Source organism: Citrobacter sp. Cpo030, assembly GCF_030333005.1.
GTDB lineage: Bacteria > Pseudomonadota > Gammaproteobacteria > Enterobacterales > Enterobacteriaceae > Citrobacter > Citrobacter portucalensis.
This window is the reverse complement of the sequence record NZ_JAOWGT010000075.1, coordinates 111,741-125,714: the sequence shown is the minus strand read 5'-3', so window position 1 is coordinate 125,714 and position 13,974 is coordinate 111,741. Positions and strand designations below refer to the sequence as shown.

Genomic DNA, 13,974 nt, shown 5'->3' with positions numbered 1-13,974 from the left:
TAATTAAAGTGAAGAAGCCCATCCTGCCGGATGGGCTTTTTTGCGTCTGTGCGGGATGAAAACCGCCGGATGCGGCGTGCAGGGGCTGGGCTGAATGTATTTTGTAGGCCTGATAAGCGCAGCGCATCAGGCGCATCACAACACCACGGTTACCATCTTATCCATTGCGTAACAAAATCAGCAAGTTGCTGTATATCGTTGATGTCTAACAATGGAACATCCACCGCCAGCGGAACATCACTGGCAACCGCGATAACATATTCGTCTATCGCCAATTCTTCAGGACTATGCCCGCAACCGTCGCGAAAAAGCACGATCTTAGCGACAGGTTCATGCTTAAACCCTTCAACCAGCACTAGATCCAACGTCGCTGCATCCATCCGGCTTACCAGATACGCTAAATCCAGTTCGGGCTCTTCCGGTGTTTCTACCATTAATGCCCAACGTTGCTGGCTGGCGACCAGCGTTTGTGCTGCACCGGCTTTGCGCAGTTCATAACTATCTTTACCGGGCTTGTCGACATCCATATTGTGATGAGTATGTTTAATCAATCCGGGACGTATACCTCTGGCACGTAGTTCCGGGATCAACTTTTTGAGCAGCGTGGTTTTTCCCGTGCCGCTCCATGCCGCAATGGCGAGTAATGGGATCATGATTTTTCCTGCCATTTTGCGAGCTCTTCGGGGGTATTCACGTTTACGAACGCATCTTTATGATCGCTGAAATCGACAGCATGACCGCCAGCCAGACGCATAAAGACCATAACGCGTCGTTCACCAGACTGAAGATAATCCTGCAGCAAAGGCTGCATAGAGCGGTGCATCAGCGCAATGGTTGGGTGATCTCTTTCCCCATCATGCACCCAGACAACCGGTGCAGCTTTGCGCTGCTCTTTTAAACGAGCGACCAGATCGTGAGGAATATAGGGCATATCGCACGGGCAAAACAGAAACCACTCCCCCGTTTGCTGCAGGAATACCGATAGCATCCCGGCCAGTGGGCCAGGGAAATCGGCCAAGGAATCGGGGATAACTTTCAGGCCGCTTTGCTGGTATATATCCCGGTGGCGATTGGCATTAACCACCACGGTTTCGACCTGCAAAGCGAGAATGTCGGCCACATGCCGCCAAAGAGGTTTACCGTCCAGCTCAAGCAGACCTTTATCGGTTCCGCCCATCCGTCTGGCCTTACCGCCAGCCAGCACAACCCCTGTTATTGCACTATCCAGAATCACTGATATCGCCTCTTTTAATGTGGGATTGACCCTGCTAACGTATCTGTATTGAGCCTAAGGAGCACAACCATGAAATGTAAACGTCTGAATGAAGTTATTGAACTCCTCCAGCCTGCCTGGCAGAAGGAACCCGATCTTAACCTGATGCAATTTTTACAGAAACTGGCGCAAGAGTCAGGTTTTGACGGCGAACTGGCGGATTTAACTGATGACATTCTGATCTATCACCTGAAAATGCGAGACTCAGCGAAGGATGCTGTCATTCCAGGTATTCAGAAAGATTATGAAGAAGATTTTAAAACTGCACTACTCCGCGCTCGTGGTGTAATTAAAGAGTAAAAGCTTGTAATCGCCGCCACCGAAAGCGCTGCGAAATGATATCCTGAATCATTCGTAGTATTTTCCGGATGATGGGATGAACGACAACGCTTTTAATTTCCAGACGCTACACCCGGATACCATCATGGATGCACTGTTTGAGCAGGGGATCCGGGTGGATTCCGGGCTTACCCCGCTTAACAGCTATGAAAACCGTGTCTATCAATTCCAGGACGAAGACCGTCGACGCTTTGTCGTTAAGTTTTATCGCCCTGAACGTTGGTCTGTCGATCAGATCCAGGAAGAGCACCAGTTTGCTCTGGAACTGGTAAGCGATGAAGTCCCGGTAGCTGCGCCGTTGGTACTGAACGGCCAAACGCTGTTAAGCCACCAGGGTTTCCATTATGCGATCTTCCCCAGCGTCGGTGGACGCCAGTTTGAAGCCGACAACATCGATCAGATGGAAGCGGTGGGGCGCTATCTCGGGCGTATGCACCAGACCGGAAGCAAGCGTATTTTTACCTTCCGCCCAACGATTGGCCTTGAAGAATACCTGACCGAACCGCGTAAAGTTTTTGAACACGCACAGCTAATCCCATCAGGGCAAAAAGCGGCATTCCTGAAGGCAACGGATGCGCTTATCGCGATCGTTACCGAACGCTGGCATACGCGTTTTACCACATTACGCCTGCACGGTGATTGTCATGCCGGTAATATTCTGTGGCGCGATGGCCCGATGTTTGTCGATTTAGATGATGCCCGAAACGGTCCGGCTATTCAGGATTTATGGATGCTCCTCAATGGTGATAAAGCTGAACAACGTATGCAGCTGGAAACCATTATCGAGGCTTATGAAGAGTTTAGTGAGTTCGACACCTTTGAAATCGGACTGATAGAACCTTTACGCGCTATGCGTTTAGTTTATTATCTTGCCTGGCTAATTCGACGTTGGGCTGACCCTGCATTTCCAAAAAATTTCCCGTGGTTAACTGGGGAAGATTACTGGCATCGTCAGACCGCGACCTTTATTGAGCAGGCAAAAATTCTGCAAGAGCCCCCCTTACAATTAACGCCAATGTATTAATCGGAGAAACTTGAACATGAAAAAAATATGGCTGGCGCTGGCTGGTATGGTCTTAGCTTTTAGCGCATCTGCAGCGCAGTTCCAGGATGGTAAACAATACATCACCCTGGAGAAGCCTGTTGCGGGTGAACCGCAAGTGTTGGAGTTCTTCTCCTTCTACTGCCCGCACTGCTATCAGTTTGAAGAAGTGCTTCATGTGTCTGATAACGTGAAGAAAAAACTGCCGGAAGGCACCAAGATGACCAAATACCACGTCGAGTTTCTCGGGCCTTTGGGCAAAGACCTGACGCAGGCATGGGCGGTTGCAATGGCGCTGGGTGTTGAAGATCAGGTCACTGTTCCGCTGTTTGAAGGGGTTCAGAAAACCCAGACCGTTCAGTCTGTTGCTGATATCCGTAAAGTGTTTGTCGATGCGGGTATTAAAGGCGAAGACTATGATGCGGCATGGAACAGCTTCGTAGTGAAATCTCTCGTGGCACAGCAGGAAAAAGCAGCGGCTGATTTACAGCTGCAGGGCGTTCCGGCGATGTTCGTGAATGGTAAATATCAGGTAAATCCGCAAGGCATGGATACCAGCAGCATGGATATCTTTGTACAACAGTATGCGGATACCGTGAAATACCTGGTCGGTCAGAAGTAAAAGCAAAAGCCGGTCACTGACCGGCTTTTTTATTTTGAGGCTTTAATCGCGTCGAGCTGCGCGTCTTTCTCACTCCACAGCGTATTCAACCACAGCTGAAAGCGGCGCTTGAATGCCTTATCGTTCACGTAATCACCGTGTAACTCTTCATGGATTGGCTCCAGATTCACCCGCACGACAATCCGCGTTAGCTTACCGCTCAGCATATCGTAGAACGGTCGGCTACTGTTTTCCGGATAGCACAACGTGACGTTCAACATTTTATCGAACTGTGACCCCAGTACGTTCAATGCCATTGCAATACCTGCCGCTTTAGGAGGGAGCAGGTTTTGATAAGGAGAGCGGGTTTGCTCACGTTTATCTTTGGTAAAGCGTGAACCTTCGACAAAATTCACAATGGTTGTCGGGTGTACGCGAAACTTCTCGCAGGAACGACGCGTTGTTTCGACATCTTTACCACGGCGTTCCGGATGGCGAAGCAGATATCCACGTGAATAGCGTTTCATAAACGGCATATCCAGCGCCCAGCAGGCCAGGCCAATAAAGGGCACCCAGGCCAACTGCTGCTTGAGGAAATATTTATTCATCGGGATGTGCTTACGGAACAGAACGCAAAGCACAACGATATCGGCCCAGCTGTAATGATTACAAATGAGCAGATACCAGTTTTTCTTGCTAAGACCTTCCAGCCCTTCAACATCCCACTTCAGCCGCGGATTAAGGTGCAGCAGTAGCGCCAGACCTTCACACCAGCAGTACATCATGAAATTACAGAAGACGGAAACCTTGCGCCAGACGACAGGAATGGGCAAAAGGAGTTTCACAACTCCGGCAAGGATGATCGGCACAGAACAAAAAATCGTGACCAATATGGTCAACACGATACTCAGCAACAGCGTTATCGCAGCGAGTATTCTCGTCATAATTAAATTATTCAAAAGGTTAGCCATAGACAGTGCGCGAAAGAGGCGCAAGGGGCTGATTTTATCAGAAAACGAACCAAATGATGGATCTTCCCTGAATAGAAAAAAAGAGAATATCTATCCACATCAGGATATAAGCTGAAAAAATGGAATAAAATGCTGTGCGTTAATTTAACCTTTTGAAAAATATATATAAATATAATGAAGCATTAATTTCCTTGCTATATTTAAAGAGCTGAAAATTATTTATTCACAAAGTTATCCACAGCTGTCTTTGCGAGCAAAGCAGAAGATCTGCAAAAGTTTTTCGACAAATGCGGCGAAAAACTCATGTTTTCATCCTGTCTGTGGCATCCTTTACCCATAATCTGATAAACAGGCACGGACATTATGGTTCAGATCCCAGAAAACCCACTTATCCTTGTAGATGGCTCATCTTACCTGTATCGCGCATACCACGCGTTCCCACCGCTGACTAACAGCGCAGGAGAACCTACGGGCGCGATGTACGGTGTCCTCAACATGCTGCGTAGCTTGATTCTGCAATATCAACCAACCCATGCAGCGGTGGTATTCGACGCCAAGGGTAAAACCTTCCGTGATGAATTATTCGAACATTATAAGTCTCACCGCCCACCGATGCCGGACGATCTGCGTGCGCAGATTGAACCTCTGCATGCGATGGTAAAGGCGATGGGGCTGCCACTGTTGGCTGTTTCTGGCGTGGAGGCGGACGATGTTATCGGTACGCTGGCGCGGGAAGCAGAGAAGATCGGTCGCCCGGTGCTGATTAGCACCGGTGATAAAGATATGGCTCAGTTAGTGACGCCGAATATCACCCTTATCAACACCATGACCAATACGATCCTCGGCCCGGATGAAGTTGTGAATAAGTACGGCGTCCCGCCGGAACTGATCATCGATTTCCTGGCGCTTATGGGGGATTCCTCAGATAACATTCCTGGCGTTCCAGGCGTAGGCGAAAAAACCGCTCAGGCACTGCTGCAGGGGCTGGGTGGGCTGGATACCCTCTATGCCGAATCAGACAAAATAGCGGGGCTGACCTTCCGTGGTGCGAAAACCATGGCGGGCAAACTTGAGCAGAACAAAGAGGTGGCGTACCTCTCTTATCAATTGGCTACCATCAAAACGGATGTTGAGCTGGAATTGACCTGTGAGCAGCTGGAAGTCCGTCAGCCCGCTGCAGAAGAACTGCTTGGCCTGTTTAAACAGTATGAATTCAAACGTTGGGTTACTGACGTTGAAGCAGGTAAATGGCTACAGGCAAAAGGAACGAAGCCGGCGGCAAAACCACAAGAAACTATTGTCGTCGATGAAACGCCTGAGGAGCCGGCTACGGTTCTTTCGTACGATAACTATGTGACGATTCTGGACGAAGCGACGCTGGAAGCGTGGATCGCTAAGCTGAAAAAAGCACCTGTCTTTGCCTTCGATACTGAAACTGACAGCCTGGACAACATTTCCGCGAATCTGGTTGGCCTGTCTTTTGCCATTGAACCGGGTGTGGCGGCGTATGTTCCTGTTGCCCACGATTACCTGGATGCCCCTGACCAGATCGCGCGCGACCGCGCGCTGGAGCTGCTAAAGCCGCTGCTGGAAGATGAGAACGCGCACAAAGTCGGGCAAAACCTGAAGTACGATCGCGGCATCCTGGCGAACTATGGCATCGAGCTGCGCGGCATCACTTTTGACACCATGCTCGAATCCTACATTCTTAACAGCGTCGCTGGACGACACGATATGGACAGCCTGTCGGACCGCTGGCTGAAACATAAGACCATCACCTTTGAAGAGATTGCTGGAAAAGGCAAAAACCAGCTGACCTTTAACCAGATAGCACTGGAAGAGGCTGGTCGTTACGCTGCGGAAGACGCCGACGTTACGTTACAGCTGCATCTGAAGATGTGGCCAGAATTGCAGCAGCATAAAGGGCCGTTGAACGTCTTTGAAAATATCGATATGCCGCTGGTGCCGGTTTTGTCTCGCGTTGAGCGCAACGGTGTGAAAATCGATCCGGCTGTTCTGCACAAGCATTCAGAAGAGCTGACGCTGCGTTTGAATGAGCTGGAGCAAAAAGCGCACGAGATCGCCGGAGAAGCGTTTAACCTCTCTTCCACTAAGCAACTGCAAACTATCCTGTTTGAAAAGCAGGGTATTAAGCCGTTGAAGAAAACCCCAGGCGGCGCGCCATCAACGTCGGAAGAGGTACTGGAAGAGCTCGCGCTGGATTACCCATTGCCGAAAGTGATCCTGGAATATCGTGGTTTAGCAAAACTGAAGTCGACCTATACGGATAAGCTTCCGTTGATGATTAACAAGAAAACCGGACGCGTGCACACCTCCTACCATCAGGCGGTTACCGCCACCGGGCGCTTGTCTTCAACGGATCCAAACCTGCAAAACATCCCGGTACGTAATGACGAAGGTCGTCGTATTCGTCAGGCGTTCATTGCGCCAGAAGACTACGTGATTGTCTCTGCGGACTACTCACAGATTGAACTGCGTATCATGGCGCACCTTTCACGTGATAAAGGTCTGCTTACCGCGTTTGCCGAAGGGAAAGACATTCACCGCGCAACGGCGGCTGAAGTCTTTGGTTTACCGCTTGATTCCGTGACCAGCGAACAACGCCGCAGCGCGAAAGCCATCAACTTCGGTTTGATCTACGGGATGAGCGCCTTTGGTTTGGCGCGCCAGTTGAATATTCCGCGCAAAGAAGCACAGAAGTACATGGATCTCTACTTTGAACGCTACCCAGGTGTGTTGGAATACATGGAACGTACCCGCGCGCAGGCGAAAGAGCAAGGCTATGTAGAAACGCTGGAAGGTCGCCGTCTCTATTTACCGGATATTAAATCCAGTAATGGCGCTCGTCGCGCAGGTGCAGAGCGTGCGGCCATTAACGCCCCGATGCAGGGAACTGCCGCAGATATTATCAAGCGAGCCATGATTGCTGTGGATGGATGGCTGCAAACCGAGCAACCGCGCGTGCGTATGATCATGCAGGTACACGATGAACTGGTGTTTGAAGTGCACAAAGATGATCTGGAAAGCGTCTCTAAAAAGATCCACCAACTGATGGAAAACGAGACCCAGATTGACGTGCCGTTGCTGGTGGAAGTCGGGAGTGGTGAAAACTGGGATCAGGCGCACTAAGGGTTTACTTAATAACGCCCCTTTTTCGTAACTAAGCAACATAAGAGAGAGCTTTTTGTGATGTCCATTAGAATTCCCTATGTAAGGAATGAAAAAAAATTACAAAAAGTGCTTTCTGAGCTGCTCAAAAAAGAGTAAAGTTATTCTCGTAGGGTACAGAGGTAAGATGTTCTATCTTTCAGACCTTTTACTTCACGTAATCGGATTTGGCTGAATATTTTAGCCGCCCCAGTCAGTAATGACTGGGGCGTTTTTTATTTTGCTCGTCATACTTCAAGCTGCATACGCGTTGGCTTCCTCGCTCACCCCAGTCACTTACTTATGTAAGCTCCTGGGATTTGCTGCGTCGCCGCCTTTATGCAACTCGAATTATTTAGAGCAAAAATAAAGATCTGTAGGCCGGATAAGACGCGTAGCGGCGCCATCCGGCATATCGGTGGGTTATTCCCCGTCCTGCTCCTCTTCAACCGGTGCCAGTTCACTAAACCAGCTATCCAGTTTTTGCCGCAGTTTGTCCACACCCAGTTTTTTCAGCGATGAAAATGCTTCTACCTGCACATCACCGTTAAATGCCAGTACGGCTTCACGTACCATATTCAGCTGCGCTTTGCGTGCACCGCTGGCCAGCTTATCTGCTTTAGTCAGCAGTACCAGAACCTGAACGTTGCTCTCAACTGCCCACAGGATCATCTGTTGATCGAGATCTTTTAACGGGTGACGAATATCCATCAGCACTACCAGACCTTGCAGGCTCTGACGCTTTTCCAGATATTCAGCCAGCGCGCGCTGCCATTTACGCTTCATCTCTTCCGGAACTTCGGCATAACCGTATCCTGGTAAATCGACCAGGCGTTTGCCGTCAACGACTTCAAACAGGTTGATGAGCTGAGTACGACCCGGCGTTTTAGATGTACGCGCCAGACCTTTTTGATTCGTCAGGGTATTTAGCGCACTGGATTTGCCTGCGTTGGAACGGCCAGCAAAAGCCACTTCGATACCGGTATCGGAAGGTAAGTGGCGAATATCAGGCGCACTCATCACAAAGTGCGTCTGTTGATAATTCAAGTTAGTCAAAGCAGTCCTCTCCATCAATCAGGGCTTTGCAGCGATTATACCTGAACCCCAGCAAAAGGCTGGTTTTTCGACGAGTGGGCTGTGTAAGTAAAAACCCCGCGCTTTGTGAGACATTGCCGACAGTTTCTATACGAGATGACAGAGTAAAAAATGACAGAACTAAAATAAATCATATGGTTACATTTGGGCGCTATTCTTAAAATCAGAAATTGTTACCCAGGTTACTTGTACGTTTAAACCAAAACGGTAAAGTAGCGTCCATAGCGAGGAAGCTGAAAGGATAGACGACTCAGGATGAGGGTCAGGAGCGCCAGGAGGCGAAGACACAGGATTGTCAGGAAGACAAACGTCCGGAGACGTTAGTAAAAGGAAATGGAAACAACACGGAATGTTACAGGCTAAGGGAAAAACAGGGTGTGTTGATAGCCAACAGGGATTGTAGAGCCCGTAAGGGTTGAGAGTCAGGAAAAAAGGCGACAGATTACTCTGTCGCCTTTTTTCTTTATTTCTGCTAGATTCCGGCGCAATTATATACTGAATAAAAACAGCCAAAGACGAATCATGATGAAACCAACTTCTACACCACGCGGTAAAGGTCCTGCAAAAGCGCGTCGTAAAACACGCGAAGAAATTAACCAGGAAGCTCGCGACCGTAAGCGCCAGAAAAAACACCGTGGTCATGCGGCAGGTAGCCGTGCGTCCGGTAGCGAAGGCGCATCTGGTGGCGGAAACCAAAATAAGCAAAAAGATCCTCGTATTGGCAGCAAAACCCCCATTCCATTGGGCGTGACCGAAAAAGTCACCAAACAGCACAAACCGAAGAGTGAGAAACCTATGCTTTCACCACAGGCTGAGTTGGATTTACTGGAAACGGATGAGCGCCTGGATGCGCTGCTGGAGCGTCTTGAAGCAGGAGAAACCCTGAGCGCGGAAGATCAGTCCTGGGTTGATGCCAAGCTGGATCGCATCGATGAGCTGATGCAAAAGCTGGGTCTTTCTTACGATGACGAGGAAGAAGAGGAAGAAGAAGAAAAGCAGGAAGACATGATGCGCCTGCTGAAAGGCGGCAACTAACGGTTTTACACCGTGGGTCTTCCCGTCCTGCTTATAACCCTTCCGGTTATATGTTATCTGGTGTGGTTATTCGTTAAACTACAGCGGTTGTCGCGGCGACAGAAGTGGCTGCGCAACCGACTTATCACCCGTACTGGGGTTAAGTCGGTACGCCGTACCCGCCAGAGACGCCATCGGAAGGAGTGAGCATGTCAGAGCAGTTAATAGACTGGGACCTGGCCCTGATCCAGAAATATAACTATTCCGGGCCACGATATACCTCGTACCCGACCGCGCTGGAGTTTTCTGAAGACTACGGCACTGAGGCATTTCTAAAGGCCGTGGCGCGTTATCCTGAGCGTCCTCTCTCGTTGTACGTTCACATCCCGTTCTGCCACAAGCTGTGCTACTTCTGCGGCTGTAACAAGGTCGTGACTCGCCAGCAGCATAAAGCCGATCAATACCTCGATGTCTTAGAACAAGAAATTATTCATCGCGCACCGCTGTTCGCCGGACGCCATGTCAGTCAGCTGCACTGGGGCGGTGGCACGCCAACGTACCTGAATAAAGCGCAAATCAGCCGTTTGATGTCGCTGCTACGTGGCAACTTTAACTTTAACGACGACGCCGAAATTTCGATCGAAGTGGATCCGCGTGAAATTGAGCTGGATGTGCTCGATCATTTACGCGCTGAAGGTTTTAACCGCCTGAGCATGGGGGTGCAGGACTTCAATAAAGAAGTTCAGCGCCTGGTGAACCGTGAGCAGGATGAGGAGTTTATCTTTGCGCTGCTGAATCATGCGCGTGAGATTGGCTTTACCTCAACGAACATCGATCTGATTTATGGTTTGCCAAAACAGACGCCGGAAAGTTTCGCCTTCACCCTGAAACGCGTTGCTGAGCTGAATCCAGACCGACTGAGCGTCTTTAACTACGCTCACCTGCCGACGCTGTTTGCGGCTCAGCGCAAGATTAAAGATGCCGACCTGCCCAGCGCGCAGCAGAAGCTGGATATCCTGCAGGAAACCATCTCTTCACTGACCGAAACCGGTTATCAGTTCATTGGTATGGATCACTTTGCTCGCCCGGATGATGAGCTGGCGATTGCTCAACGCAAGGGTGTGCTGCATCGTAATTTCCAGGGGTATACCACCCAGGGTGATACCGATCTGCTGGGAATGGGCGTGTCAGCCATTAGTATGATTGGTGACAACTACGCGCAGAACCAGAAAGAGCTGAAGCGCTATTATCAGCAGGTAGACGAGCAGGGGAACGCGCTGTGGCGCGGAATTGCCCTGACCCGCGATGACTGCATTCGTCGTGATGTTATTAAGCTCCTGATCTGCAACTTCCGCCTCGACTATGCCGCTGTGGAACAGCAATGGGATCTGAACTTCGCTGACTATTTTGCCGAAGACCTGAAACTGCTGGCACCGCTGGCGAAGGATGGGCTGGTGGATGTCAATGAGAAGGGGATTCAGGTCACGCCGAAGGGCCGTCTGCTGATCCGTAATATTTGCATGTGCTTCGATGCATATCTGCGCCAGAAAGCGCGGATGCAGCAATTCTCGCGGGTGATTTAACGCTTTTCCCGGTGGCGCTCGCTTATCGTGCCTACGAAAATCTCAATACGTAGGTCGGGTAAGCGAAGCGCCACCCGGTGAACCCGCTAGCTGAACAGCCCAACCAGCGCCGCGCACAGCACAGCGGCGACCGCAGTTTGTGGCGTATGGCTTTCGACCGCACCGCTCGACAGCAGATTAATCATAGATTCCAGCATGATGACTTCCCCCCCGTTTTCCGGGCACGATCATACTTAACTCATCGGAACAGTAAAGCGCAAAATAGCAGCTATTTGCGCTCAATTATTAATCTTTACACAGTGACGATATGTCACTCCATTCCGAGTTCTTTTAGCTTACGCGTCAAGGTATTACGACCCCAGCCGAGCAAGCGTGCCGCTTCCTGTTTATGCCCCTGAGTATGACGGAGCGCGGTAGTCAACAGCGTGCGCTCCATCTCCGGTTGGGCCTCGGAAAGCAAGTTTTGATGGCCGGAGCGTAATGCCCGATCTGCCCACTGTGCCAATAGCGTTGCCCAACTATCCGGCTGCATATGGGACGGTGCGTCTGGCACGGAGGTTTCAAACAGCTCGGTTGGTAAGTCCTGAATCAGTACTTCCTGCCCGGCGGCCATTACGGTTAACCAGCGGCAGGTGTTCTCAAGCTGACGCACGTTACCTGGCCAGGCCAGACGGGTGAGCGCAGCCTCAGTTTCCGGGTGTAATTGTTTGGCTTCTACCCCCAGTTCGCGGGCGGCCTCCTGCAGGAAATGACGCGCCAGGCGGGGGATATCCTCCCGACGTTCACGCAGCGGTGGCAGATGTACCCGAATGACGTTCAGCCGATGGAATAAGTCCTCACGGAATTTGCCTTCTTGCACGCGTAGTTCAAGGTTTTGGTGTGTGGCGGCGATAATGCGTACATCTACCTTTACGGGCGCGTAACCGCCAACGCGGTAAAACTGTCCGTCGGCTAATACGCGCAATAAACGCGTTTGCACGTCCAGCGGCATATCGCCAATTTCATCGAGGAACAGCGTACCGCCGTCTGCCTGTTCAAAGCGCCCCTGACGAATGGTATTCGCCCCGGTAAACGCGCCTTTCTCGTGACCAAACAGCTCAGATTCGATCAAATCTTTCGGAATAGCCGCCATGTTCAGCGCGATAAACGGCGCTTTGACGCGCGGGCTATGACGGTGCAACGCATGGGCGACCAGCTCTTTACCGGTCCCTGACTCTCCGTTTATCAATACGCTGATTGACGATCGGGACAGGCGGCCAATAATGCGAAAGACATCCTGCATTGCCGGCGCTTCGCCGATGATGTCGGTTGTGGGGCCGTTAATCTGAACATTACGCGGCTGCTGCTGTTCCTGATAATGGCTGATGGCACGCTCGACCAGCGCCACGGCTTCATCAATATCAAAAGGTTTGGGCAGATAATCAAACGCCCCTTGCTGATAGGCGCTGACGGCGGCATCCAGATCGGAGTGCGCGGTCATTATGATGACCGGAAGCATCGGATGCCGCTGTTTAATCTGTTTTAACAGCGTCAGGCCGTCCATACCCGGCATGCGGATATCTGACAACAGTACGTCCGGCGTCTTGCTGGCCAGCGCGTCCAGTACCTCTTTACCACTTTCAAATGTGGTACAGCTTAGCCCTGCCCCTGCGAGCGCACGTTCAAGCACCCAACGGATGGAACTATCGTCATCAACGACCCAGACTATTCCTCGTTGCATAAACGTCACCTTATTTCCTGATAGGCAGGTAAACCGAGAACTCGGTATGACCCGGCCAACTGGTAAATTCAATTTTGCCGGAATGTTGATCAATCAAATTACGGGCGATAGATAATCCAAGGCCGGTACCACCTTCGCGACCGCTGACCATTGGGTAGAACAGCGTGTCCTGCAAATGCGAGGGAATACCCGGACCGTTATCCTCAACATCAATTCGTGCCGCCAGACGATAACGCATGCCGTGTAGCGTGAGCTGAAACGCGGTACGGGTGCGCAGAACGATCTCGCCGCCTTCCGGTCCCAGCGCCTGCAAAGCATTGCGCACGATGTTTAGCAAAACCTGCTCGATCTGGTCCGGGTCGTGCAGTAACTCAGGCAGACTTGGGTCGTAATCCCGGATTAGCGTGACGTTTTCCGGCAGCTCCATCGAGACCAGCGCCACCACGCGTTCCGCCACTTTGTGAATACTTTCCGTGATGTGCATTCCCGGCTGTTGTGGCCCCAGCAGACGGTCAACCAGATTACGCAGGCGGTCCGCCTGTTCAATAATGACTTTGGTATATTCGGTCAGCGCCGGGTCCGGAAGTGCTTTGCTGAGAAGTTGCGCCGCGCCGCGTAATCCGCCCAGCGGGTTTTTAATTTCATGTGCCAGACCACGCACCAGATCGCGGGCAGCAATCTGCTGGGCGTGCTGGAGCTGTTCCTGACTCAGACGGCGCTGGTTATCCATAGGGGCCATCTCCAGCAAGATAAGGCCATCAGGCAGCCTCTGAGCGGTCACAGAGAGGATATGTGAGTGGCTGTCTATCACCAGCGTCACTTCGTTATCCGTAAAGCCCTGGCCTGCTTCCAGGCTCTCTCGCATCAGTCCGATGTTTAAGGAGAAATAACTCAACAGATCGGGAAGCGGTGTACCAAACAGTTTGCGGGAGCTTTGGGCGAGCAACTGCTGTGCCGCCGGGTTGGCGTAATGTACAGCCAGCTCATCGTCGACAAGTAAGATGCTGTTGATTAAAGAATTGAGGATCTGCCCAGCATCGGGCAGCGTGCCGGTTGCCATTCAGCAGTCTCCTGAAAAGTGTTGCACCAATTTAGTGCATTATAGCTTTTTACATCAAAAAAGCGCGAAAAAGCAGGTTGTTAGTGGAGAAAAAAGCCCATCCTGGGA

13 protein-coding genes and 2 pseudogenes are annotated in these 13,974 nt (G+C 50.9%); 8 read left to right on the top strand and 7 right to left on the bottom strand.

Features of this window, described 5'->3' with window-relative positions:
• Window positions 1-149: 149 nt before the first annotated feature.
• Window positions 150-668 (bottom strand): molybdopterin-guanine dinucleotide biosynthesis protein MobB, encoded by a 519-nt coding sequence (mobB, locus tag OGY37_RS21900; protein WP_103015350.1) that lies wholly within the window; start codon window positions 666-668, stop codon window positions 150-152.
• On the bottom strand, window positions 650-1,234 hold the full coding sequence (gene mobA, locus OGY37_RS21895; protein ID WP_003028614.1) for a molybdenum cofactor guanylyltransferase MobA: 585 nt from the start codon (window positions 1,232-1,234) through the stop codon (window positions 650-652). Before mobA ends, mobB begins: the two co-directional genes overlap by 19 nt.
• A 69-nt stretch (window positions 1,235-1,303) precedes the next feature.
• Here mobA and OGY37_RS21890 point away from each other — a divergent pair, with 69 nt between their 5' ends.
• The 3 genes from OGY37_RS21890 (at window position 1,304) to dsbA (ending at window position 3,276) form a co-directional block, all read left to right on the top strand.
• Window positions 1,304-1,573: a YihD family protein gene (locus tag OGY37_RS21890; RefSeq protein WP_003028616.1), complete on the top strand. Its 270-nt coding sequence runs from the start codon at window positions 1,304-1,306 to the stop codon at window positions 1,571-1,573.
• Between the two features lie 76 nt (window positions 1,574-1,649).
• Complete coding sequence (locus OGY37_RS21885) at window positions 1,650-2,636, top strand: serine/threonine protein kinase (protein ID WP_149385181.1); 987 nt, start codon at window positions 1,650-1,652, stop codon at window positions 2,634-2,636.
• Between the two features lie 16 nt (window positions 2,637-2,652).
• Window positions 2,653-3,276, top strand: a complete 624-nt coding sequence (dsbA, locus tag OGY37_RS21880) for a thiol:disulfide interchange protein DsbA (RefSeq protein ID WP_003028621.1) — start codon at window positions 2,653-2,655, stop codon at window positions 3,274-3,276.
• Window positions 3,277-3,289: 13 nt separating this feature from the next.
• Here dsbA and yihG read toward each other — a convergent pair.
• A pseudogene (yihG, locus tag OGY37_RS21875) lies at window positions 3,290-4,226 on the bottom strand (1-acylglycerol-3-phosphate O-acyltransferase, YihG family).
• Between the two features lie 363 nt (window positions 4,227-4,589).
• Here yihG and polA point away from each other — a divergent pair.
• Both polA and spfP read left to right on the top strand, forming a co-directional pair.
• On the top strand, window positions 4,590-7,376 hold the full coding sequence (polA, locus tag OGY37_RS21870) for a DNA polymerase I (protein ID WP_164563275.1): 2,787 nt from the start codon (window positions 4,590-4,592) through the stop codon (window positions 7,374-7,376).
• Window positions 7,377-7,542: 166 nt separating this feature from the next.
• Window positions 7,543-7,590: a small protein SpfP gene (gene spfP, locus OGY37_RS23535; RefSeq protein ID WP_071892919.1), complete on the top strand. Its 48-nt coding sequence runs from the start codon at window positions 7,543-7,545 to the stop codon at window positions 7,588-7,590.
• 227 nt (window positions 7,591-7,817) lie between these two features.
• Here spfP and yihA read toward each other — a convergent pair whose 3' ends face one another.
• Entirely contained in the window at window positions 7,818-8,450 is a 633-nt protein-coding gene (yihA, locus tag OGY37_RS21865) for a ribosome biogenesis GTP-binding protein YihA/YsxC (protein WP_063941722.1), read from the bottom strand.
• A gap of 209 nt (window positions 8,451-8,659) precedes the next feature.
• Between yihA and OGY37_RS21860 the strand changes: the two are divergent.
• The 3 genes and pseudogenes from OGY37_RS21860 (at window position 8,660) to hemN (ending at window position 11,086) form a co-directional block, all read left to right on the top strand.
• A pseudogene (locus OGY37_RS21860) lies at window positions 8,660-8,908 on the top strand (hypothetical protein).
• Between the two features lie 106 nt (window positions 8,909-9,014).
• Window positions 9,015-9,524, top strand: a complete 510-nt coding sequence (gene yihI, locus OGY37_RS21855) for a Der GTPase-activating protein YihI (RefSeq protein ID WP_003028627.1) — start codon at window positions 9,015-9,017, stop codon at window positions 9,522-9,524.
• Window positions 9,525-9,712: 188 nt separating this feature from the next.
• The gene (gene hemN, locus OGY37_RS21850) at window positions 9,713-11,086 is read left to right on the top strand and encodes an oxygen-independent coproporphyrinogen III oxidase (RefSeq protein ID WP_286545947.1); all 1,374 of its coding nucleotides are present in this window, start codon (window positions 9,713-9,715) and stop codon (window positions 11,084-11,086) included.
• An 86-nt stretch (window positions 11,087-11,172) separates the two neighbouring features.
• Here hemN and OGY37_RS21845 read toward each other — a convergent pair whose 3' ends face one another.
• The 3 genes from OGY37_RS21845 to glnL form a co-directional block, all read right to left on the bottom strand.
• Window positions 11,173-11,283 (bottom strand): YshB family small membrane protein, encoded by a 111-nt coding sequence (locus OGY37_RS21845; protein ID WP_003028631.1) that lies wholly within the window; start codon window positions 11,281-11,283, stop codon window positions 11,173-11,175.
• Between the two features lie 113 nt (window positions 11,284-11,396).
• The gene (gene glnG, locus OGY37_RS21840) at window positions 11,397-12,806 is read right to left on the bottom strand and encodes a nitrogen regulation protein NR(I) (protein WP_003825317.1); all 1,410 of its coding nucleotides are present in this window, start codon (window positions 12,804-12,806) and stop codon (window positions 11,397-11,399) included.
• Between the two features lie 10 nt (window positions 12,807-12,816).
• Window positions 12,817-13,866: a nitrogen regulation protein NR(II) gene (glnL, locus tag OGY37_RS21835; protein WP_275398263.1), complete on the bottom strand. Its 1,050-nt coding sequence runs from the start codon at window positions 13,864-13,866 to the stop codon at window positions 12,817-12,819.
• Between the last annotated feature and the right edge of the window lie 108 nt (window positions 13,867-13,974).